This is a genomic window from Pseudomonas sp. MWU12-2345 (assembly GCF_023242385.1).
GTDB classification, from domain to species: Bacteria; Pseudomonadota; Gammaproteobacteria; order Pseudomonadales; family Pseudomonadaceae; genus Aquipseudomonas; species Aquipseudomonas gingeri_D.
This window is the reverse complement of record NZ_JALLJA010000008.1, coordinates 243,483-266,782: the sequence shown is the minus strand read 5'-3', so window position 1 is coordinate 266,782 and position 23,300 is coordinate 243,483. Positions and strand designations below refer to the sequence as shown.

General features: G+C 62.3%; 19 protein-coding genes. 13 read left to right on the top strand and 6 right to left on the bottom strand.

All coding sequences use genetic code 11. The features are described 5' to 3' along the window. The first annotated feature begins 57 nt into the window (after positions 1–57). From M5C71_RS18065 to M5C71_RS18055, 3 genes are all read left to right on the top strand, one after another. The gene (locus M5C71_RS18065) at positions 58–1,008 is read left to right on the top strand and encodes an ornithine cyclodeaminase family protein (RefSeq protein ID WP_248768420.1); all 951 of its coding nucleotides are present in this window, start codon (positions 58–60) and stop codon (positions 1,006–1,008) included. A gap of 56 nt (positions 1,009–1,064) precedes the next feature. Further along, positions 1,065–2,192: an FAD-binding oxidoreductase gene (locus M5C71_RS18060; protein WP_248768419.1), complete on the top strand. Its 1,128-nt coding sequence runs from the start codon at positions 1,065–1,067 to the stop codon at positions 2,190–2,192. A 166-nt stretch (positions 2,193–2,358) separates the two neighbouring features. Then, positions 2,359–2,988 (top strand): PAS domain-containing protein, encoded by a 630-nt coding sequence (locus M5C71_RS18055; RefSeq protein ID WP_103499291.1) that lies wholly within the window; start codon positions 2,359–2,361, stop codon positions 2,986–2,988. Positions 2,989–3,186: 198 nt separating this feature from the next. Here M5C71_RS18055 and M5C71_RS18050 read toward each other — a convergent pair whose 3' ends face one another. The 6 genes from M5C71_RS18050 to M5C71_RS18025 form a co-directional block, all read right to left on the bottom strand. Then, positions 3,187–3,963, bottom strand: a complete 777-nt coding sequence (locus M5C71_RS18050) for an ABC transporter substrate-binding protein (RefSeq protein WP_103499842.1) — start codon at positions 3,961–3,963, stop codon at positions 3,187–3,189. A 184-nt stretch (positions 3,964–4,147) separates the two neighbouring features. Next, positions 4,148–4,597 (bottom strand): molybdopterin synthase catalytic subunit MoaE, encoded by a 450-nt coding sequence (gene moaE, locus M5C71_RS18045; RefSeq protein WP_248768418.1) that lies wholly within the window; start codon positions 4,595–4,597, stop codon positions 4,148–4,150. 1 nt (position 4,598) lies between these two features. After that, entirely contained in the window at positions 4,599–4,841 is a 243-nt protein-coding gene (locus M5C71_RS18040) for a MoaD/ThiS family protein (protein ID WP_248768417.1), read from the bottom strand. Continuing rightward, positions 4,838–5,311, bottom strand: a complete 474-nt coding sequence (gene moaC / locus M5C71_RS18035; protein ID WP_100941813.1) for a cyclic pyranopterin monophosphate synthase MoaC — start codon at positions 5,309–5,311, stop codon at positions 4,838–4,840. The genes M5C71_RS18040 and moaC overlap by 4 nt, the downstream gene beginning before the upstream one ends. Positions 5,312–5,418: 107 nt before the next feature. Further along, entirely contained in the window at positions 5,419–6,813 is a 1,395-nt protein-coding gene (locus M5C71_RS18030; protein WP_248768416.1) for a PhoH family protein, read from the bottom strand. A 342-nt stretch (positions 6,814–7,155) separates the two neighbouring features. Next, positions 7,156–8,280 carry a polysaccharide deacetylase family protein gene (locus tag M5C71_RS18025; RefSeq protein ID WP_103498874.1) on the bottom strand — a complete coding sequence of 375 codons (1,125 nt, stop codon included), beginning with the start codon at positions 8,278–8,280 and terminating at the stop codon, positions 7,156–7,158. 127 nt (positions 8,281–8,407) lie between these two features. On the opposite strand from M5C71_RS18025, the gene yaaA reads away from it, so the two are divergent. The 10 genes from yaaA (at position 8,408) to M5C71_RS17975 (ending at position 23,296) form a co-directional block, all read left to right on the top strand. Beyond that, positions 8,408–9,187: a peroxide stress protein YaaA gene (yaaA, locus tag M5C71_RS18020; RefSeq protein WP_103499868.1), complete on the top strand. Its 780-nt coding sequence runs from the start codon at positions 8,408–8,410 to the stop codon at positions 9,185–9,187. Positions 9,188–10,183: 996 nt separating this feature from the next. Continuing rightward, entirely contained in the window at positions 10,184–11,500 is a 1,317-nt protein-coding gene (locus M5C71_RS18015) for a nucleotide sugar dehydrogenase (RefSeq protein ID WP_177099649.1), read from the top strand. A gap of 190 nt (positions 11,501–11,690) precedes the next feature. Further along, positions 11,691–13,175, top strand: a complete 1,485-nt coding sequence (gene alg8, locus M5C71_RS18010) for a mannuronan synthase (RefSeq protein ID WP_247263319.1) — start codon at positions 11,691–11,693, stop codon at positions 13,173–13,175. 36 nt (positions 13,176–13,211) lie between these two features. Continuing rightward, the gene (locus M5C71_RS18005) at positions 13,212–14,390 is read left to right on the top strand and encodes an alginate biosynthesis protein Alg44 (RefSeq protein ID WP_248768415.1); all 1,179 of its coding nucleotides are present in this window, start codon (positions 13,212–13,214) and stop codon (positions 14,388–14,390) included. 165 nt (positions 14,391–14,555) lie between these two features. Further along, positions 14,556–15,932, top strand: coding sequence for an alginate biosynthesis TPR repeat lipoprotein AlgK (gene algK, locus M5C71_RS18000; protein ID WP_103499063.1), 1,377 nt, complete (start codon positions 14,556–14,558; stop codon positions 15,930–15,932). Then, on the top strand, positions 15,929–17,413 hold the full coding sequence (locus tag M5C71_RS17995; protein ID WP_103499058.1) for an alginate export family protein: 1,485 nt from the start codon (positions 15,929–15,931) through the stop codon (positions 17,411–17,413). The genes algK and M5C71_RS17995 overlap by 4 nt, the downstream gene beginning before the upstream one ends. Continuing rightward, a complete protein-coding gene (algG, locus tag M5C71_RS17990; protein ID WP_247263314.1) occupies positions 17,413–19,029 on the top strand; it encodes a mannuronan 5-epimerase AlgG in 1,617 nt (538 codons plus the stop codon). The genes M5C71_RS17995 and algG overlap by 1 nt, the downstream gene beginning before the upstream one ends. Before the next feature lie 11 nt (positions 19,030–19,040). Continuing rightward, positions 19,041–20,474 (top strand): alginate O-acetyltransferase, encoded by a 1,434-nt coding sequence (locus M5C71_RS17985; protein WP_103499057.1) that lies wholly within the window; start codon positions 19,041–19,043, stop codon positions 20,472–20,474. Further along, on the top strand, positions 20,471–21,601 hold the full coding sequence (locus tag M5C71_RS17980) for a mannuronate-specific alginate lyase (RefSeq protein ID WP_103499056.1): 1,131 nt from the start codon (positions 20,471–20,473) through the stop codon (positions 21,599–21,601). Before M5C71_RS17985 ends, M5C71_RS17980 begins: the two co-directional genes overlap by 4 nt. A gap of 144 nt (positions 21,602–21,745) precedes the next feature. Beyond that, a complete protein-coding gene (locus M5C71_RS17975; RefSeq protein ID WP_103499686.1) occupies positions 21,746–23,296 on the top strand; it encodes an MBOAT family protein in 1,551 nt (516 codons plus the stop codon). Positions 23,297–23,300: the final 4 nt, after the last annotated feature.

Here is a 23,300-nt window from a genome sequence, read left to right as displayed (position 1 = left end):
TAAACTAAAAGTCCATAATAGACAAATTAGTTTATAAAAATCATTCGGGAGCACCCCATGTCCGGCCACACCCCCTACGTGATCGACAGCCAGCAGGCCCATCGACTCCTGCAGCAGATCGACGTGCCGCAGATCCTGCGCAAACTGTTCCGCGACCTGGCGGCCGGGCAGGCGGTGCAACCGGCGCAGCAGCTGGTGGAGTTCCCACAGGGTGCCGGCGACTTTATCAACTACCTCGGTGTGCTGGCCGACGACCAGGTCTATGGCGTCAAGACCTCGCCCTATATCGTCCGCGAGCAGGGTCCGCTGGTGACCGCCTGGACCCTGCTGATGTCCATGCAGACCGGCCAGCCGCTGCTGCTCTGCGATGCCGGCGAACTGACCACCGCGCGCACTGCGGCGACCACCGCCGTGGCCGTGGACGCCCTGGCTCCGCTGGACGCCAAACGCCTGGCCATCGTCGGCAGCGGTCCGGTGGCCCAGGCCCATCTGCACTACGCCAAGGGGCTGCGCGATTGGCAGGACATCAGCCTCTACTCGCCCAATGTGAGTGCCGACAAGCGCGCACGCCTGAACGACATCGAGCCCCGTCTGCGGATCGTCGAACACCTGGAGCAAGCCCTGGACGACGCCGACGTCATCCTGCTCTGCACCTCCTCGGCGACCCCGGTCATGGACCCGAGCCAGCTGCGCAAGCCGGCGCTGATCACCTCCATCAGTACCAATGCCGTGCGCGCCCACGAGGTGCCGCCGCAGGCACTGAGCGACATGCAGGTCTACTGCGACTATCGCAAGACCACACCGGGTTCGGCTGGAGAAATGTTGATTGCCGCCAGCCAGCACGGCTGGGACGCCGGGCAGATCCATGGCGACCTGGCCGAATTGCTGAGCGAGCAGACACCCCGGCCGACCTACGAACGCCATGTGTTCTTCCGCTCCATCGGCCTGGGCCTGGAAGACATCGCCCTGGCCAATGCGCTTTATCATCTGCATCACAAGGCAAGCTGAACACCAGCTCCCACAGGTTACGCATACAGCCTTTAGACCCCAGCAGGAGGCCTTGAATGAATCAGGCAGACTTCATCATCATCGGCGGCGGCATTGCCGGCGCCTCCACCGGTTTCTGGCTGGCCCGGCATGGCCGGGTGATCGTGCTCGAACGGGAATCGCACCCGGGCTATCACTCCACCGGACGTTCCGCCGCCCTCTACACCGCTGCCTACGGCACACCCCAGGTGCGCGCCCTGACCCTCGCCAGCCGGGCTTTCTTCGACGCCCCGCCGCCCGGCTTCGCCGAACACCCGTTGCTCACCCCACGGGGCGAAATGACCGTGGACTTCAGCGGCGACCCGGACGAACTGCAACAGCAATACCTCAGCGCCAAGGCCAGCGTGCCCGAGATGCAGTTGCTCAGCGCCGACGAGGCCTGCGCCCGCCTGCCGATCCTGCGCCGGGAAAAGGTCCACGGGGCGATCTACGACCCCAGCGCCAGCGACATCGACACCGACGCCCTGCACCAGGGCTACCTGCGCGGTATCCGCCGCCAGCAAGGCGAAATCCACACCGACAGTGAAGTCCTCGGCCTTGAGCGCGATGCCGACGGCCTGTGGCAGGTCCGGACCGCCGGGCAAACCTTCAGCGCCAAGGTGCTGATCAACGCCGCCGGCGCCTGGGCCGACCAGATCGGTGAACTGGCCGGTGCCCGTCCCCTGGGCCTGCAGCCCAAGCGCCGCGCGGCCTTTATCTTCGCCCCGCCCGAAGGCCTGGATAACCACGACTGGCCGATGCTGGTCAGCCTCGACGAATCCTTCTATATGAAGCCGGATGCCGGCATGTTCCTCGGCTCGCCGGCCAACGCCGACCCGGTCGAGCCCCACGACGTGCAGCCCGAAGAACTGGATATCGCCATGGGCATCTACCAGATCGAGGAAGCCACTACCCTGACCATCCGCCGCCCGACCCGCACCTGGGCCGGCCTGCGCAGTTTTGTCAGCGACGGCAATCTGGTCTCCGGTTTCGATCCCCTGGTCCCCGACCTGTTCTGGGTCGCGGCCCAGGGCGGCTACGGCATCCAGACTTCACCAGCGATGGGCCAGGCCAGCGCGGCGCTCGTGCGTGGCAAAGCCTTGCCCGAGCAGCTCGCGCAGTTCGGACTCGACGCCGCGATGCTTTCCCCTGCCCGTCTCGGATGACGACTGGCGCTGATTGCGGCACACTCGTTAGTACGCCCGTACCCGGGGCGCTACCCTTTCGCCGCTCGGTGATCAGGCCAACCTCCTGCGAGGCGACCGGATCACCGCACCAGCTGTTTTCCTTCGGCTCCCCCCCAAGGATGCTGAAGTTGCCTGGAGAATCACCATGACAGCCAAACAGGCTCCCGCCCTGGATAACTTCCGGGCGATCGCCGATGCCATCGCCACGTTATTCTTCCCCCATGCCGAAGTGGTGCTGCACGACTTGCACACGCAACGGATCGACTACATCGCCAACAATATCTCCAAACGCGAGATCGGCGATGACGCGGCGCTGGAAGACATGCTTGAGGAAGGCATCAACGAGCGCAATATCGGTCCTTACGAGAAACTCAACTGGGACGGCCAGAAGATTCGCAGCGTCAGCACCATACTGCACGACGCCCAGGGCACGCCGTTGGCGGTGCTGTGCATCAACCTGAATATTTCCCTGTTCGAAAGCGCCAGGGCGGCGCTGGATCTGTTCCTCTCACCGAACAAACTGATCCCGCAGCCCGATGCGCTGTTTCGCGATGACTGGCAGGAGCGGATCAATACCTTCCTGCACAGCTGGCTGCGTCAGCGGCAGTTGGGACTGAACCTGCTGACCCGCGACCACAAGCGCGAACTGGTGCTGGCGTTGCACGCCGAGGGCGCGTTCAAGGGCAAGAGCGCGGCCAACTATGTGGCCAATGTGCTGAATATGGGGCGGGCGACGGTGTACAAACACCTGAAGGAGTTGAAGGCGGAGGTTTGAGGCCCCCCCATCGTCAATGTGATGTGAATAGCCGATATTGATGCCAACAAACCTTGTAGGAGCAGGGCTTGCCCGCGAAGCTTTTGGCGGCCTCAGGGGCCCCTTCGCGGGCAAGCCGGGACGCCGGACCGCCTGCTCCTACAGGACCGTATTCAGCCTTAAGTAACGGATATTGAAATTACGCCACGGTGCTACCCATCAGTCGCCGTAGATATCCGTCTTGAAGTACTTGCCCTCGATCTTCTGGTACTCGCCGCTGGTGCGCAGCCCGTCGATGGCCTTGTTCAGTTTGCTCACCAGCTCGGTGTTACCTTTGCGCACCGCGATCCCGGCACCCTCGCCCACATACTTTGGATCTTTCAGCTCCGGCCCGACAAAGGCGTAACCGGCGCCGCGCGGCATCGAGAGGAAATCGTCCAGCGGAATGGTGTCGGCAAAGATCGCGTCCAGACGCCCGGATGCCAGGTCCATGTAGATTTCTTCGTTGTTGCTGTAGCGCATCACCTTGATGCCCAACGGCTCGAAGACTTCCGTGGCGTAACGGTCGGTGGTGGTGGAACGCTGCACACCGACGGTCTTGCCCTTCAGGCTGGCGTACTTGTCATCCACCACCGCGCCCTTCTTCATCACCAGGCGCGAGGACGTGAAGTAGTACTTGTGGGTGAAATCCACCGACTTCTTGCGCTCATCGGTGATGGTCATGGACGACAGCGCCGCGTCGATCTTCTTGACCTTCAAGGCCGGGATCAGGCCGTCGAACTCGCCTTCGATCCACTCGCACTTGACCTTCATCTGCGCGCACAGGGCATTGCCGATGTCGTAGTCGAAACCGACGATGGTGCCTTCGGCGGTCTTCGAAGCAAAGGGCGGGTAGGCCGCCTCGATACCGATACGCAAGGTCGGCTCGGCGGCAAACGCCGTGCTGCTGGCCAGCAGGCCCAATGCCAGGCCGCCGATCAGGGTGAACTTCTTCATGCTGGAACTCCCGCTCTTTATTTGAGGTGTTGTGGCAAGACAGTAGAAGGAAGACGATAACGCTATTTTGTACTTATAAATCCATCGTGGACTTATTAGTACAAATCGTCAACGAACAAATGCGTGCACTCTGTCAGAAAGCCATGCACCGATGAATTGAGGGGGTGTCGCAAAGCGCCAGCCGTTACTTCCAGCGCTCTGCCGCTGCCTGGTCGCTGACGCGACCCTCGACCCAGCGCGGGCCGTCGGCGGTGTTTTCCTTTTTCCAGAACGGTGCCTGGGTTTTCAGGTAGTCCATGACGAAATTGCAGGCATCGAACGCGGCCTGACGATGGGCACTGGTGACCCCGACAAACACGATCGGCTCACCCGGCTCCAGGGCGCCGACCCGGTGCAGCACTTCCAGCCCGAGCAATGGCCAGCGCTCACGGGCTTGCGTGACGATCTTGCCCAGGGCCTTTTCGGTCATCCCCGGATAATGTTCGAGGAACATCCCCGCCACTTCACGCCCGTCGTTGAAGTCGCGCACGTAGCCGACAAAACTCACCACCGCGCCGATCCCCAGGTTGGCGGCATGCAGGGCATTGACCTCAGCCCCCGGATCGAACGCCTGCACCTGCACCCGAATCGCCATTTCAGCCTCCGGTCACCGTGGGAAAAAACGCCACTTCGTCGCCATCGGCCAACGGCTCGGCGAGGGAGCACAGGTCCTCGTTGCGCGCGCACATCAGGTTCTGTTCGCCAAGGACCTGTGTGTCCTCTCGTAACAGCAGGAACCGGCGGACATCATCGACGCTGGCGAAGTCCCCCTCCACCGCCAACTCATCCATCCCGAGCACTTCACGATAACGGGCAAAGAACTTCACCACGATCTTCATGGCGCATCCGCCAGGTAGTGCCCGCTCTTGCCGCCGAGCTTTTCCAGCAGGCAGACGTTTTCGATGATCATGCCGCGGTCCACCGCCTTGCACATGTCATAGATCGTCAGCGCCGCGACACTCGCCGCCGTCAGCGCTTCCATCTCCACGCCAGTCTGCCCGGACAGCTTGCAGCGCGCGACGATGCGCACGGCATCCTCGCCGTCGGCACTCAGCTCGACCTTGACGCTGGTGAGCATCAGCGGATGACAGAGGGGAATCAGCTCGGAAGTTTTCTTCGCCGCCTGGATACCGGCGATCCGCGCCACGGCGAACACATCGCCCTTGGGGTGGCCGCCGCTGACGATCATTTGCAGGGTCTCGGGCAACATGCGCACACGGGCCTGGGCCACCGCCTCGCGGAAGGTCACGGCCTTGTCGGTGACGTCGACCATATTGGCGCGACCTTGGGAATCGAGATGAGTCAGCACAGCGATACTCCTGATCAGGAGCGTCGATTGTAAACCTGCGGGTCAGCTTTGCGCGACAGGGCTAATAAAAAGGGCGGCCGCTTGGCCGCCCCTGGGTGTGGATGGGATTACAGGTGGGATTCGGCGTATTCGGCCAGGATCGAACGCGGCACGCCCTGCAGGGTGATGTGCACGCCGTTCGGGAAGTCCTTGAAGCGTTCGGTCAGGTAGGTCAGCCCGGAGCTGGTCGCGGACAGGTAAGGGGTGTCGATCTGTGCCAGGTTGCCCAGGCACACCACTTTGGAACCGGCGCCGGCACGGGTGATGATGGTTTTCATCTGGTGCGGCGTAAGGTTCTGGCATTCATCGATCAGGATCAGGCTCTGCTGGAAGCTGCGCCCGCGGATGTAGTTCAGGGACTTGAACTGCAACGGCACCTTGCTGAGGATGTAGTCGACGCTGCCATGGGTGCTTTCGTCATCCATGTGCAAGGCTTCGAGGTTGTCGGTGATCGCCCCCAGCCAAGGCTCCATCTTCTCCGCCTCGGTGCCGGGCAGAAAACCGATTTCCTGGTCCAGGCCCTGCACGCTACGGGTCGCGATAATGCGCCGATAGCGCTTGCTGACCATGGTCTGCTCGATGGCGGCGGCCAGGGCCAGGATGGTTTTCCCGGAACCGGCGGCACCCGTCAGGTTGACCAGGTGGATGTCCGGATCGAGCAAGGCGAACAGCGCCAGGCTCTGGTAGATGTCACGCGGTTTCAGGCCCCAGGCTTCCTGGTGCAACAGGGGTTCCTGATGCAGATCGAGAATCACCAGCACATCGGCGCGGATCTCCTTGACCCAACCGACAAAGCCTTGTTCGTCGATGATGAATTCGTTGACGTGCACCGCCGGCAGGTTGTCGGTCAGTTGCACCTGGTGCCAGGTGCGGCCATGGTCCTGGCGGGTCTCGACCTTGCTGACGCGATCCCAGAACGAGCCTTTGACGTCGTGATAACCGTTGGGCAGCAAGGACACGTCGTCGACCAACTGGTCGGTGCTGTAGTCCTCGGCCGCGATCCCGCAGGCGCGCGCCTTGAGGCGCATGTTGATGTCCTTGGTCACCAGGACCAGGCGCAGGTCCTTGTCCCGCGCATGCAGATCGATCAACTGATTGATGATGATGTTGTCGTTCAGGTGCTCCGGCAGCACCAGGTTCGGTTCGCTGCGCTTGCTCATCAGGATCGACAGCAGGCCCTTGGGACCGTTCTTGCCACGCTGGATCGGGACGCCCAGCTCGACGTCCTCGGGGCAGGCGTCGCCCAGGGTCTTGTCGATGAGGCGGATCGCCTGCCGGCATTCGGCGGCGACGCTGTGATGCCCGCCCTTGAGCTTGTCGAGCTCCTCGAGCACGGTCATCGGGATGGCGACATGGTGTTCTTCGAAATTGAGCAGGGCGTTTGGATCGTGGATCAGTACGTTGGTATCGAGCACGTAAAGGATAGGCTGGTTGGAAGAAGGAGTGCGTCCGTGATCATCCATACTCGGTCACCTTTGTGGGAGCCAGTCGACGCAATACCTTGACGGTGATGCGCCTCGAAGTGACCGCCGAATTCGCCTGTGAAGGGGCAGGCGTTCTGTGCACAAGTAGGGTCTTGTAAGACGCCACCTGTGTCGCAGGTTTCGGCGGTCTGACTCCGTAATACCGCAAAAGACATGACAGGAAAAAGCACTTTGACGTTTTTTTGAAGTTTATTTTTCAAGCTGACGAATAGCCCTTGGCGAGGCGCCCGGACACCGTTACAGTCGGAAGTCTGCCCGCACTGAAATCATCGCCTGTTTTTTCCCCGGCCCAACAAATACGGGCACTTGGGTTTTCCCTCTCTAACGAAACGCTTCCTTGCACTCCTGCCAGCCGATCCCGCTTTCGGCGGTCTGCTTGAGCAGCCAGGGCAACGCCGTGCGCGCTTTGTCCTGGGTGTCATGAAACACGATGACGCCGCGACGCCAGAGCAGCATCAAGGTCATCACCCGCTGGGCGGACTGCTCGGCGCTGAGCTTGCCGGTGGCGTCCGCCGAATCGATGTCCCACAAGGCGACCTGCAAGTGCTGGGCCTTGAAAAACGCCGCGCCGTCGGCCCGCCGCTGCCCGTAAGGCGGGCGGAACAGCGCGGCATAGTTGTTCGGCAAGGCGCTCTGCACCAACGAGATGCTGCGCAGGATCGAATCCTCCCAGTCCTGCCATTGACTGTGGGAACGGTACTGCCAGCCTTCCACACCCACGCATTGCTGGCGGTAAAGCTCGCGCACCGCCGGCATCGAGGTCTTGTCCAGGCGGGCCTGCAAGGCATTGCCGAGGACAAAGAACAGGCCGCTCATCTTCTGTTTGCGCAGGTAGTCGGCCAACTCGTCGGTATTGCCCTGGGCTATGGTCGGCCCACCGTCGAAGGTCAGCAGGAACAGGCGGTCGTTGAAGCCCTCGCCATTGCGCTCGTGGTCGCCCATCAACTGGATTTCGCTACTGGTCTGCGGCAACAGCGCGGCCAGGCGCAGTTGCTCGTCCAGGTAACGTTCATTGAATGCCCGGGCCGGGTCGGCCCAGCGGGCATAAAAGGAATCATCGGCGACCCGGAACTTGCCGGCGGCTTTTTGCAGGCTGTCCATGTCCTCGACGTAGAAACAGAAGGAGGCATCCTCCTCGCAGCTCTGCTGGGCGGCGTTGTAGCTGGTCAGCAGGCGCTGCCACATGCGCTGGCGCACGGCGTCGATGGCGGTCATGTTGATCTGCTTGAGCCCCAGGCGCTTTTTCAGGGCCGGCTCGTCGAGCAGTTCGCTGACCAGCAGCAGATGGGCGAACATCAGGATTTGCGCGCGCGAGGCGACATCGAACAGCGCCGGGCTGCTCAGTTGTTCGGGCCAGGTGCTGCGGTCCAGGGTCGCGGGGTCGTTAGGCGCGGCAACGGCGGCGAAGCAGGCCAGCAGGGCCGAGAAGAAAAGAACGATACGCAAAAGGGTGCCTCCATTTCAGAACCCGCCGCGCACTATAGCCGATCCTGTGTCGCCCCTATCGCCATCATAGGTGGAGTCAAACCGCCCAACCCCCTAGAATCCCCCGACGATTAAAGGAGACGACTTCATGCTGATGGTGATTTCCCCCGCCAAGACCCTCGATTTCGAAACACCGGCGGTGACCCAGCGCTTCACCCAACCGCAGTACCTGGACCACTCCCAGGAGTTGATCGAGCAACTGCGCACCCTCAGCCCGGCGCAGATCAGCGAGCTGATGCACGTCTCCGACAAGATCGGCGGCCTCAATGCCGCGCGTTTCGGCAGCTGGAACCCTGCCTTTACCCCCGACAACGCCAAACAGGCGCTGCTGGCGTTCAAGGGTGACGTCTACACCGGCCTCCACGCCGAAGACTTCAGCGACGCCGACTTCGACTACGCCCAGACCCACCTGCGCATGCTCTCCGGCCTCTACGGCCTGTTGCGCCCGCTGGACCTGATGCAGCCCTATCGCCTGGAAATGGGCACCAAATTCGCCAATGCCCGGGGCAAGGACCTCTATGCCTTCTGGGGCACGCGCATCAGCGAATGGCTCAATGATGCCCTGGCCGCACAAGGGGACGAGGTGCTGCTGAACCTGGCGTCGAACGAGTACTTCTCGGCGGTCAAACGCTCAGCCCTGAACGCGCGGATCATCAACACCGAGTTCCGCGACGAGAAGAACGGCCAGTACAAGATCATCAGTTTCTACGCGAAGAAGGCCCGGGGGATGATGGCGCGGTTTGTGATCCGGGAACGTATCCAGAATCCCGAGCAATTGAAGACCTTTGACGAACAGGGCTACCGGTTCAGTGCGGAACTGTCCAAGGCGGACAATCTGGTGTTTTTGCGCGATCGGGCGCCGGAGTAACGCAGTTCGTCGTAGTACCGCGTTACCGTTCTTCGCGGGCAAGCCCTGCTCCTACAAGTTTATGTCGTACACAAAATTTATGGACGACTGATAACTGTAGGAGCAGGGCTTGTCGGGACGCCGCACCGCCGCGAAGAGGCCAGCACAAACACCACAATCCCCCCAGACCAACACATCTGATGCCCTGCCCCACTCGGCGCACTACACGCAACGTGTAACCCCGACGATTCACCTCCACATCCCTCCTGCAACACCCCAAAAACCCAATTAATTGACGCCAATAAACCGCCCGTTACAACCATGAAAATTCTTTCACTCGACATTTCAAATTTTTCTGAGTAGTGGCACAAAGTTTTTTCTCCATAGTGGCAAACCACCATCTCGGCATTTTCAATCCCCATAACTAAAGGGCGAAACGGAAAGTGCTACCAATATGAAGCCGTGCCATCTTTCATCCTGTTTCCAGGTTTCTCAGGAAACAGGATGAGCGGACTGGAACTTATGTTCCGAAACATTGCTCATACCACCCGTAACGATTCTCACAGAGCTTGTAAGAGAAGACTTACATGGAGGCGAGATGAAATGTTTAAGTTGCCAACAGCGACTTACAACCGCGCCCCACACTTTCAACCGACAGTAAAGGACAGGAGATACGCACCCATGATATCCCCTACAAAGGCCAAGGCAGGCCCTCAGACAAAGCCGTTGCGCGGCGGCCACAACCTGTTGATCCACAATAATTTTTCCGTGGATACAAGCAGGCACTAGGCACGCTGGCAAAGGCCTTCCCGTGGAAGGCCGGCCGTATTCAAGGGCATGCCCCTAATAACAAGGCCACGCTGCGCACAACTTGAGTGCAATTATTTAGCCACTCGACACTTATATGCCTGCATTCGCAGCTGCGACCTCTTTGGGCCGCCCTGCGAGTGCGCCACGCTGACTGACTAACATCAACTTCGGCCATTTAATGGCGTGATCAAGATAGAGGTAAATACAATGCGCATCAGCATATTCGGTTTGGGTTACGTCGGTGCAGTCTGCGCCGGTTGCCTGTCTGCACGGGGCCATGATGTGGTTGGCGTCGATATCTCCCAGGACAAGATCGACCTGATCAACAACGGCAAATCGCCGATTGTCGAACCCGGCCTGGAAGCCCTGTTGGCCCAGGGTATTGCCACCGGCCGACTGCGCGGCACCACCGACTTCGCCGAAGCGATTCGCGCCACCGACCTGTCGATGCTCTGCGTCGGCACGCCGAGCAAGAAGAACGGCGACCTGGAACTCAACTACATCGAGTCGGTGTGCCGCGAAATCGGTTTTGTCCTGCGTGACAAGACCAGCCGCCACACCATCGTGGTCCGCAGCACCGTGCTGCCGGGCACGGTGAAAAACGTGGTGATCCCGATCCTCGAAGACTGCTCGGGGAAAAAGGCCGGGGTCGACTTCGGTATCGCGGTCAACCCCGAGTTCCTGCGCGAAAGCACCGCGATCAAGGACTACGATTTCCCGCCGATGACCGTGATCGGCGAATTCGACAGTGCCTCCGGTGACGTCCTGCAAGCCCTCTACGAAGAACTCGACGCGCCGATCATCCGCAAGGACATCGAAGTGGCCGAGATGATCAAGTACAGCTGCAACGTCTGGCACGCCACCAAAGTAACCTTCGCCAACGAGATCGGCAATATCGCCAAGGCGGTCGGGGTCGACGGTCGCGAAGTGATGGACGTGGTCTGCCAGGACAAGACCCTCAACCTGTCCCAGTACTACATGCGCCCCGGTTTTGCCTTCGGCGGCTCCTGCCTGCCCAAGGATGTGCGCGCCCTGACCTACCGCGCCGGTTCCCTGGACGTCGACTCACCGCTGCTCAACTCGCTGATGCGCAGCAACGAAAGCCAGGTGCAGAACGCCTTCGACCTCGTCGCCAGCCATGACAAACGGCGCATCGCCCTGCTCGGCCTGAGCTTCAAGGCCGGCACCGACGACCTGCGCGAAAGCCCGCTGGTGCAACTGGCGGAAATGCTTATCGGCAAGGGTTTCGACCTGAGCATCTACGACAAGAACGTCGAGTACGCCCGTGTCCACGGCGCGAACAAGGACTACATCGAATCGAAGATTCCCCATGTGTCGTCCCTGCTCAACGCCGACTTCGACGAGGTGATCGACAACAGCGACGTGATCATCCTCGGCAACCGTGACGAGCGTTTCCGCGCCCTGGCCGAGAACGCCCCCCACGGCAAACAGGTCATCGACCTGGTGGGCTTCATGTCCAAGGCCACCAGCGCGAGTGGCCGGACCGAAGGTATCTGTTGGTAAACCAACCCAACCGCTGCGCGGTTGATCGCCAGCAAGCCGGCTCCTACAGGACGGGGCCGAACACAGGCATTACGTACGACTCCGCACTGTAGGAGCCGGCTTGCCGGCGATGGCGTCCGAAAGGGCGCCTCGCCTGCCTTAACCCCATCGAGCCCGCCGACAGGCGCGCCCGAGACAGAGACGGATGCAGATTATGCACAGGCTAAAACACGGCCTCCTCCAGGCCGCCGGTTGGCTGTTCTACTTGAGTTTGCTGATGGGCCTGGCCTTGTTGCTGCCCACCTCGACCTTCGACGCCGACTCCAAGGACTTTATCTTCCTGATCGGGGCCGTGGGCATCTGGCGCTACTCCATGGGCGCCACCCATTTCGTGCGCGGGATGATTTTCCTCTACATCGTCTACCCGCACCTGCGTCGCAAAGTACGCAAGCTGGGCAAGGCCGCGGACCCGTCCCAAGTGTTCCTGATGGTCACCAGCTTTCGCATCGACGCCCTGACCACTGCCCAGGTCTACAGCTCGGTGATCCGCGAAGCCATCGACTGTGGCTTCCCCACCACCGTGGTCTGCTCCCTGGTGGAAATGTCCGATGAGCTGCTGGTCAAGAGCCTCTGGGCGAAGATGAACCCGCCGGAACGGGTCAAGCTCGACTTCGTGCGCATCGCCGGTACCGGCAAGCGCGACGGCCTGGCCTTCGGTTTCCGCGCCATCTCCCGCCACCTGCCGGACGACCGCGCGGTAGTGGCGGTGATCGATGGCGACACCGTGCTCAGTGAAGGCGTGGTGCGCAAGACCGTGCCCTGGTTCCAGCTGTTCGGCAATGTCGGCGGCCTGACCACCAACGAGTTCTGCGAAGTGCGCGGCGGCTACATCATGAGCGAATGGCACAAGCTGCGCTTCGCCCAACGCCATATCAACATGTGCTCCATGGCCCTGTCCAAGCGCGTGCTGACCATGACCGGGCGCATGTCGGTGTTCCGCGCCAGTGTGGTCACCGACCCCGGCTTTATCGCCGACGTCGAAAACGACTCGCTGCAACACTGGCGCCTGGGCCGTTTCAAGTTCCTCACCGGCGACGACAAATCCAGCTGGTTCAGCCTGATGCGCCTGGGCTACGACACTTTCTACGTGCCCGACGCGGCGATCCACACCGTGGAACACCCGCCGGAAAAAAGCTTTATCAAATCCAGCCGCAAGCTGATGTACCGCTGGTACGGCAACAACCTGCGGCAGAACTCCCGGGCCCTGGGCCTGGGCCTGCGCCGCCTCGGCCTGTTCACCAGCGTCGTGCTGTTCGACCAGCGCGTGTCGATGTGGACCTCGCTGCTGGGGCTGACCGTGGCGCTGATCGCCAGCTTCAAGTACGGCATCGCCTTCATCCTCGCCTACCTGCTGTGGATCGGCCTGACCCGGTTGATTCTGACCCTGCTGCTGGCCTGTTCCGGGCACAGCATCGGCCCGGCCTACCCGGTGATTCTCTATTACAACCAGATCGTCGGCGCCCTGATGAAGATCTACGTGTTCTTCCGCCTCGACCGTCAATCCTGGACCCGCCAGGACACCAAACTGAGCCGCGACCTCGCCAGCTTCCAAGGCTGGTTCAACACCTGGTCGTCCCGAACCATGACCTTCTCCGCCGGCAGCATTTTCGTCGCCGTGCTGATGACGATGGTTTGACCCGACCCGCCAGAACTCGCTAATGGAGCTATACCCATGAATCCCCAAGTCAATGCCAACGTCGTCCACGAATCCGAAGCCCAGCGCCAGCATGCGCGGGTGAAAATCCCGGCCAAGCTGCGCTTCCTCGGCAGCGAGAGCCAGCCCCTGGAAGTCCGGGTCCATGACCTGTCCGCCGGCGGCCTGAGCTTCAATGTCCCACCGCAACAGGCCCTGAGCCTGAAGCTCGGCGAGGTGTACAAGGGCCGCCTGCAATTTGTCATCGACAACCTCGGCCTGGCCATGGACGTCGAGCTGCAGGTGCGCTCCTACGACCGCCAGAGCGGCCGGGTCGGTTGCCAGTTCCAGAACCTGGAGCAGCAGGACATCGGCACCCTGCGCCACCTGATCACCTCGCACCTGTCCGGTGACATCGTCAACATCGGCGACGTGCTCGCCACCCTGCAGCGCGATAACTTCACCAAGGCGCGCAAGAAAAAGGACGACGGCAGCGGCATGAGCCCGTTCGGTCGCCTGCGCGCCGTGACCTTCAGCCTCGGTGTGTTCGTGGTCGGCCTCGCGGCTTTCGGTTTTGTCCTGAAATCGGTGTATGGCCTGTACTTCGTCAGCCATGCCCAGGCAGGGCTGGTCAGCGTGCCGGGTATGAGCATCACCATGCCCCGCGACGGCACCGTGCAAAGCCTGATCCAGGAAGACGGCGTCGCCGCCAAGGGCGCACCGCTGGCGACCTTCAGCACCAGCATGCTCGACGTGCTCAAGGGCCATCTCGACGACAACCAGCTGGAGCCGGCCAAGGTCGAGGAGCTATTCGGCAAACAGATGACCGGCACCCTGACCTCGCCGTGCGATTGCACGGTGGCGCAGCAACTGGTCGCCAACGGCCAATACGCCAGCAAGGGCGATGTGATCTTCCAACTGGTGCCGAAAGGGAGCGAGGCGAATGTCGAGGCACGCTTCTCCTATCGCCAGTTCGGCGACGTGCGTCCAGGGACCCGGGTGAACTTCCAGATCGCCGGCGAAGAGCAGGTGCGCCAGGGCAAGATCGTCAGCAGCACCAGCCTGAAAAGCACCGACCTGTCCTCCGATATCCGCGTTTTGATCAAGCCTGACGAACGCCTCGACAGCACCCTCGCCGGGCGTCCGGTGGAAGTCAGCAGCGACCGCGGGCCAAGCATGAACTGGCTGATCGACAAAGCCATGGCCGCCGGTCTGTAAGCGGAGGACATGCCTGTGAACCATCGCCCCCCTTACGAGTGCCCTGCACTCGGTCGCGAGCAATGCTCCTACGATGAGCCGGTTTTCCGTGCTCTTGGCCGCGCCACGATCGCCTGTAGGAGCAAGCTTGCTCGCGATCGATCTCACGGCCAGCGCCGTCTCGCCCTGGGCACCCTGACCTTGGCCATCGCCCTGGCCGGTTGCGCCGGCCTGCCGGACCAGCGCCTGGCCAATGAAGCGCTCAAGCGCGGCGACACCGCCCTGGCCGAGCAGAATTACCGCCAGCTGGCGGACCTGGGCTACAGCGACGCACAGGTTGGCCTGGCCGATATCCAGGTGGAAAGCCGCGACCCGACCCAGCTCAAACTGGCGGAAGCGACCTACCGCGCCGCCGCCGACACCTCGCCCCGGGCCCAGGCCCGCCTGGGCCGCCTGCTGGTGGCCAAGCCCGGCGCCAGCGAAGCCGAACACCGCGAAGCCGAAGGCCTGCTGAAAAAGGCCTTCGCCAATGGTGAAGGCAACACCCTGATCGCCCTGGCGATGCTCTACCTGCAATTCCCGCAAAGCTTCCCCGAGGTCAACGCCCAGCAACAGATCAGCCAATGGCGCAGCGCCGGCTACCCGGAAGCGGGCCTGGCGCAAGTGCTGCTCTACCGGACCCAGGACAGCTACGACCAGCATCTGGACGAGGTGGAAAAGATCTGCAAGACCGCGCTCAACAGCAGCGACATCTGCTACGTCGAACTGGCCACCGTGTACCAGAAACGCGCCCAGCCGGACCAGCAGGCCGCCCTGCTCAAGCAACTGCAGGCCGCCTACAGCCGTGGCACCGTCGGTGCCCAACGGGTCGACAGCGTGGCCCGCGTGCTCAGCGATGCGAGCCTCGGCCAGCCGGATGAAAAGACCGCGCAAGCGCTGCTCGAGCAGATCGCCCCCGGCTACCCGGCGTCCTGGGTCAGCCTGGCGCAATTGCTCTACGACTTCCCCGCCCTGGGCGACGTCAAGCAGATGATGGAATACCTGGACAACGGCCGCGCCGCCGACCAGCCCCGCGCCGAACTGCTGCTGGGCAAGCTCTACTACGAAGGCAAATGGGTGCCGGCCGATGCCAAGCAGGCCGAGGCGCACTTCCAGAAAGCCGTCGGCAAGGAAGTCGCCGCCGATTACTACCTGGGGCAGATCTATCGCCGTGGCTACCTCGGCCAGGTCTACTCGCAAAAGGCCCTCGACCACCTGCTCAAGGCCGCCCGCAACGGCCAGAACAGCGCCGACTTCGCCATCGCCCAACTGTTTTCCCAGGGCCGTGGGACCAAGCCCGACCCGCTCAATGCCTACGTGTTCAGTCAACTGGCCAAAGCCCAGGACACCCCACTGGCCAATGAGCTGGCCCAACAACTCGACGCACAGCTGCCGCCTGCCCAACGCCCCGATGCCCAGCGCCTGTTGCAACAGGAACAGCGCCTGCGCGGGACCCTGAGCCGCAACCCGCTGGACCTGCAACAAGTCCTGCAGGAAGGCGACCGCGAGGAAAAAACCTTATGACTCTCAATCCTTTCGTCAAGGCCGGTATCGGCCTGAGCTTTGCCCTGCTCTGGTCCTGCCCGAGCCTGGCGGCGATCACCGAGACCAAGAACTTCGGCCTCGAAGTGAAAATCACCGGTCAATCCGAAGACGACCGCGACCTCGGCACCCTCAAGGGTGGCGACGTCAACGGCATCGGCCTGGACCTGCGGCCGTGGGTCTACGGCGAGCGCGGCAACTGGAGCGCCTACGCCATGGGCCAGGCCGTGACCGCCAGCGACATCATTGAAACCGACACCCTGCAACAGGCCGATGCCAGCCAGGAAACCTCGAGCAACGACGCCCGCAAGCCGGACAAAAGCTACCTGGCCCTGCGGGAATTCTGGGTCGGCTACAAGGGCCTGACCCCTTATCCGGGCGAGATGCTGAAACTCGGTCGCCAGCGCCTGCGCAATGACGACGGGCAATGGCGCGACACCAATATCGAGGCGCTGAACTGGACCTTCGACACCACCCTGCTGCGGGCCAACCTGGGCGCCGCCGAGCGCTTCAGCGAATACCGCACCGACCTCACCGAACTCGCGCCCCAGGACAAGGACCGCCTGCATGTCTACGGCGACGTCGCCTACCAGTGGACACCCGGCCAGTGGCTCGGCGTACGCGCCCACCACACCCATGACGACGGCAAGCTCGACTACCCGACACCCGGCGTCGTCGCCGACCCGCTGGACAAGAAGGCCAACGGCGACCTGACCTGGCTCGGTCTGGAAGCCGACAGCGATGCCTACAACTTCAAAAACACCAACACCGTCAACTACTGGGCCAGCCTGACCGGCATGAGCGGCCACCGCGACAGCGTCAACCTGCTCAACGCCGACGGCAGCCGCCCCGTGGATGCCAGCCAGGGCAGCCATATCAACGGCTGGGCCACCGACCTCGGCGTGCGCCTGCGCCTCGACCCGAACTGGCAGGTCGGCGCCGCCTATGCCCGCGCCAGCGGCGACTACGAACAGAACGGCCTGGAAAGCAACCGCTCGAACTTCACCGGCACCCGTTCGCGGACCCACCGTTTCGGCGAAGCCTTCCGTGGCGAAATGAACAACCTGCAGACCGCCACCCTGTTCGGCTCCTGGCAGCTGCGCGAGGACTACGACGCGAGCCTGATCTACCACAAGTTCTGGCGCGTCGACGGGCAGAAGGACGTCGGCAGCAACGGCATCAACGCCGTACAGGGCAACTACGACGACGCCACCGGCGCCCTGCTCTCCAGCGCCTCGCTGCCGTTGCAGGACGGCAAGAAAGACCTCGGCCAGGAAGTCGACCTGGTGCTGACCAAGTACTTCAAGCAAGGCCTGCTGCCGGCGGCCCTGAGCCAATCCATCGACGAACCTTCGGCGCTGGTGCGCTTTCGCGGCGGCGTGTTCAAGCCCGGCGATGCCTACGGCAAGAACGTCGATTCCTATATGCACCGCGCGTTTGTCGACGTGATCTGGCGCTTCTGATGCAGACCGCCAAGGGAGTGACCGAGATGAACCACAGCGCCCTGCAAGGCTCGCTCAGCGTATGGGCCGGCGCCCTGCTGCTGGCCAGTAGCGCGGCCTTTGCCAGCGTCGACGTGCCGCCGGTTAAAACCGGGCACGCACCGATCCTGGCCAAGGAACTGCAACAGGCCAAGACCTACACCATTGGCAGCGCGCCGACCGCGCCGCTGCACCTGGAAAAACCCAAGCTTCCGGACCTGCGCGGCTACACCGCCGAGGCCGTCGCGGCGAAGATCGTGCGCAGCCAACCGGGCAAGATCAGCGTGCGCCGGATGATGCAGGAAGATGCCCTCAAGGACTTTATCGGCGGTGACAACAAGATGGCCGAATGGGTGGTCCGCCAGCATGGCATTCCCCAGGCGATCTTTATCGACGACGGCTATATCAACCTCAAGGACCTGAGCAAGAAACTGCCCAAGCAATACATCAGCGAAACCTCGCCGGGGGTGTTCCTGGCCAGGCTGCCGATCGTGGTCGGACGCAAGGGCATCCTTGAAATCGACAAACAGACCCAGGAACTGCGCCTGTCCCAGGAAGGCGGTGCGTTCCTGATCAACGACGGCCAGCTATTTATCCACGACACCAGGGTCACCGGCTGGCGCGAAGCGGACAACGGCCCGGCGACCTTCCGTTCGCCCCAGGAATTCCGGCCTTTCCTGCTGGCCTGGGGCGGCACCGAGACCTATATCGTCAACAGCCGGATGGCCAGCTTCGGCTACGCCAACAGCAAGTCCTATGGCGTGAGTATTTCCCAGTACACGCCGAACATGGCCCAGGTGCTCAAGCGGCCCGAGCCGACCGGCTGGATCATCGGTTCCGAGTTCTCGGACATGTGGTACGGCTTCTACTGCTACGAGACCCGTGACTTCGTGCTCAAGGGCAACACCTACCGCGACAACATCGTCTACGGCATCGACCCCCACGACCGTTCCCATGGGCTGATCATCGCCGACAACACGGTGCACGGGACCAGGAAGAAGCACGGCATCATCATTTCCCGGGAGGTGAACAACAGCTTCATCTTCAACAACCGCAGCTACGACAACCACCTCTCGGGCCTGGTGATCGACCGTAACAGCGTCAACAACCTGGTCGCCTACAACCAGATCTACACGAACCATAGCGACGGCATCACCCTCTACGAGAGCGCCGACAACCTGATCTACGGCAACAAGGTGATCGGCAACAAGCGTCACGGCATCCGCATCCGCAACAGCGTGAATATCCGCCTGTACGAGAACGTCGCCATGGCCAACGGCCTGACCGGGGTCTACGGCCATATCAAGGACCTGAGCGACACCGACCGCGACATCGAGCTCGACCCGTTCGACACCGAGGTTTCGCTGATCGTGGTCGGTGGCGAACTGGCCGGCAACGGCAGCGGCCCGCTGTCCATCGACTCGCCGTTGAGTGTCGAGTTGTACCGGGTCTCCATGCTCGCCCCGACAAAAAACAGCGGCATCAGCTTCAGCGGGATTCTCGGCGAGCGCCAGGATGAAATTCTCGACCTGCTGGTGCGCCAGCAGAAAGCCGTGCTGATCGACCCCGTCGAACGCCAGACACCCCTGCGGGATTGAGGACGACCTTTATGAACCCACACCTGATCAAACTGCTCGGCCTGTCGGGCCTGGCCGCGGCGATCTTCGCCGCCAGCGGCAACCTCATGGCCGAGGAAGTCCAGGCGCCGAATTTTACCGCCGAGCCCTGCTGCAGCCTGTGCCCGGCAGCCCATGACGCGAAAAACTACGTCAGCCGCTACCAGCAGAACTTCACCACCCTGGTCCAGGCCCAGGGCGACTGGCTGTTCCGGACCCAGGAAGACCTGCGCACCGAGTTCGACACCAGCCCCGCCGGTTACCGGCGCCTGCAACAGCTCCACGATGCCTTCAAGAGCAAGGGCGTGGAGTTGGTGGTGGTCTATCAGCCGACCCGTGGCCTGGTGGATCGCAACAAACTGTTCCCGGCCGAGCGCGCCAAGTTCGACTATGAAAAAGCCCTGGGCAACTACCAGGCGATGCTCGGGCGCTTCGCCAAGATGGGCTACCACGTGCCGGATCTGTCACCGCTGACCAACGAGCAGCAGGCCCACGATTTCTACTTCCGTGGCGACCAGCACTGGACTCCGTACGGCGCCGAGCGCACCGCGAAGATCGTTGCCGAGACGGTGAAAAAGATGCCGGGCTTTGCCGACATTCCCCACCGTGAATTCGAGACCAAGGTCTCCGGGCGCATGGGCAAGACCGGCACCCTGCACAACATGGCCGGCCAGCTCTGCGGCACCAGCTACGCGATCCAGTACATGGAACAGTTCAGCACCGAGCCCAAGGGCGAAGCGGCGGACGGCGACCTGTTCGGCGATGCCGGCAACCCGCAGATCACCCTGGTGGGCACCAGCCACAGCGGCAAGAACTACAACTTCGCCGGCTTCCTGCAGCAGTACATCGGCGCCGACATCCTCAACGTCGCCTTCCCCGGTGGAGGCCTGGAAGGCTCGATGCTGCAGTACCTGGGCAGCGAGGCGTTCCAGAAGACCCCGCCGAAGGTGCTGATCTGGGAATTCTCGCCGCTGTATCGCCTCGACCAGGAAACCATCTACCGGCAGATGATGGCCCTGCTCGACAACGGCTGTGAAGGCAAGACCGCCGAGATGAGCGCCAGCAGCACGCTCAAGACGGGCAAGAACGAACTGCTGGTCAACAGCAACAACCGCGACCTGCGCAACAGCGGGCACCAGGTCGATATCCGCTTCGCCGACACCTCGGTGAAAACCCTGCACGCCACCCTCTGGTACATGAACGGTCGCCACGAGGACATCAAGATCGAGAAACCGCAAACCTCCGACACGGATGGACGTTTCGCCTTTGAACTGCGCACCGACGAAGACTGGGCCAACCAGAACCTGCTGGCCGTCGAAGTCCAGGGCCCGGAAGCGGGCACCGCGCCGCAGCAAGTCGAGGCGAAGATCTGCAAACGCAACGTATTCCCCAGCGCCGAGCCCCATGTGGCACAGGCCGGGTTATGAGGAGCCTACCGATGAAACTGCGCACACTGCTTGCCCCTTCGCTGCTCGGCCTGGCGATCATCGCCGGCTCGGCCCAGGCCGCCGCGCCACTGCGTCCGCCCCAGGGTTACCTGGCCGCCATCGACAAGATCAAGACCGGCGACAACAGCGACGGCTGCGACAGCATGCCCCCGCCCTACACCGGTTCGTTGCAGTTCCGCAGTAAATACGAAGGCTCCGACAAGGCCCGCTCGACGCTGAATGTGCAGTCGGAAAAGGCCTTTCGCGACACCACCTCCGACATCACCAAAATGGAGCGCGGCACCAGCAAGCGGGTGATGCAGTTTATGCGTGACGGTCGCCCGGACCAGTTGAGCTGCACCCTGAACTGGCTGACCGCCTGGGCCCAGGCCGATGCGCTGATGTCCAAGGACTTCAACCACACCGGCAAGTCCATGCGCAAATGGGCGTTGGGCAGCATGGCCTCGGCCTATATCCGCCTGAAGTTCTCCGACTCCCGTCCGCTGGCCACCCACCAGAAGGAAGCGCAGTTGATCGAGGCCTGGTTCAGCAAGATGGCCGACCAGGTGGTCAGCGACTGGGACAACCTGCCGCTGGAAAAAACCAACAACCACTCGTACTGGGCGGCCTGGTCGGTGATGGCGACCGCGATCGCCACCGACCGTCGCGACCTGTTCGACTGGTCGGTGAAGGAATACAAGATCGGCGCCAACCAGGTCGATCCCCAGGGGTTCCTGCCCAATGAGCTCAAGCGTCAACAGCGGGCCTTGGCTTATCACAACTATGCGTTGCCGCCGCTGGCGATGATCGCCAGTTTTGCCCTGGCCAATGGCGTGGACCTGCGCCAGGAAAACAATGGTGCGCTCAAACGTCTGGGTGACCGGGTGCTGGCCGGGGTCAAGGATCCTGGGGAATTCCAGGCCAGGAACGGCAAGGAACAGGACATGACTGACCTCAAGGTCGACTCGAAATTCGCCTGGCTGGAACCCTACTGCACGCTCTACACCTGCGCGCCGGAGGTGCTTGAACACAAACATGCGATGCAACCGTTCAAGACCTTCCGCCTGGGCGGCGACCTGACCAAGGTCTACGACCCTACCCATGAGAAGGGCAACAAAAGCAATTAGAAGAACACCACCGACCTGTAGGAGCGGCCGGTCGACGCTCCTACAGATCGCGGTGGATTCGGATGTGATGCACCCCCCCATTTCCATGGGGGGTTTGGGGGGGCTTTCGGCCCTTGACCGTTGATGAAACAAGGAGAGCTCGGGATGGTCTTTTCATCCAACGTATTCCTGTTCCTGTTCCTGCCGATCTTTCTCGGCCTGTACTACTTGAGCGGGCAACGCTATCGCAACCTGCTGTTGCTGATCGCCAGCTACGTGTTCTACGCCTGGTGGCGGGTCGACTTCCTGGCGCTGTTCGCCGGCGTCACCCTGTGGAACTACTGGATCGGCCTCAAGGTCGGCGCCGCCGGCGTGCGCAGCAAACCGGCCCAACGCTGGCTGCTGCTGGGCGTGGCCGTCGACCTGGGCATCCTCGGCTACTTCAAGTACGCCAACTTCGGGGTCGACAGCCTCAACGCGATCATGACCTCGTTCGGTCTCGAACCCTTTATCCTGACCCACGTGCTGCTGCCGATCGGCATCTCGTTCTACATCTTCGAGTCCATCAGCTACATCATCGACGTCTACCGCGGCGACACCCCGGCGACCCGCAACCTGATCGACTTCGCCGCCTTCGTGGCGATCTTCCCGCACCTGATCGCCGGCCCCGTGCTGCGCTTTCGCGACCTCGCCGACCAATTCAACAACCGCACCCACACCCTCGACAAATTCTCCGAGGGCGCCACGCGGTTCATGCAGGGCTTTATCAAGAAAGTCTTTATCGCCGACACCCTGGCGGTGGTCGCCGATCATTGCTTCGCCCTGCAACACCCGACCACCGGCGACGCCTGGCTCGGTGCCCTGGCCTACACCGCGCAGCTGTACTTCGACTTCTCCGGCTACAGCGACATGGCCATCGGCCTGGGCCTGATGATGGGCTTCCGCTTTATGGAGAACTTCAAGCAGCCCTACATCAGCCAGTCGATCACCGAGTTCTGGCGGCGCTGGCATATCAGCCTGTCGACCTGGCTGCGGGACTACCTCTACATCACCCTGGGCGGCAACCGCAAAGGCACGCTGACCACCTACCGCAACCTGTTCCTGACCATGTTGCTCGGCGGCCTGTGGCACGGTGCCAACCTCACCTACATCGTCTGGGGTGCCTGGCACGGCCTGTGGCTGGCGCTTGAAAAAGCCCTGGGCATCGACACCTCGCCACGCCGTTTCAACCCAATCCGCTGGGCCCTGACCTTCCTGCTGGTGATCATGGGCTGGGTGATCTTCCGCGCGGAAAGCCTCCATGTCGCCGCCCGCATGTACGGCGCCATGTTCAGCTTCGGCGAGTGGTCGCTGTCGGAACTCAACCGCGCCAGCCTCACCGGCCTGCAAGTGGCGACCCTGGTGCTGGCCTACGCGACCCTGGCGTTCTTCGGCCTGCGGGACTTCTACAGCAACCCGCCCGCCGCCAAGGCCAAACCCGCCGATGGCCCGGCCAGCGCACAACCCGGCCTGATCAAGGCCGTCCCCGGCGAAGCGGCCAGCAGCATCCACGAACACGGCTACAGCGTCGGCAGCGAGGCTCAAGTGCAACCGGCCTACTGGGTCGCCGAATGGCCGCGTTATGTGATGCGCACCCTGGTGCTGCTGCTGTTTATCGCCTCGATTCTCAAACTCTCGGCGCAAAGCTTTTCGCCGTTTCTCTACTTCCAATTCTGAGGGA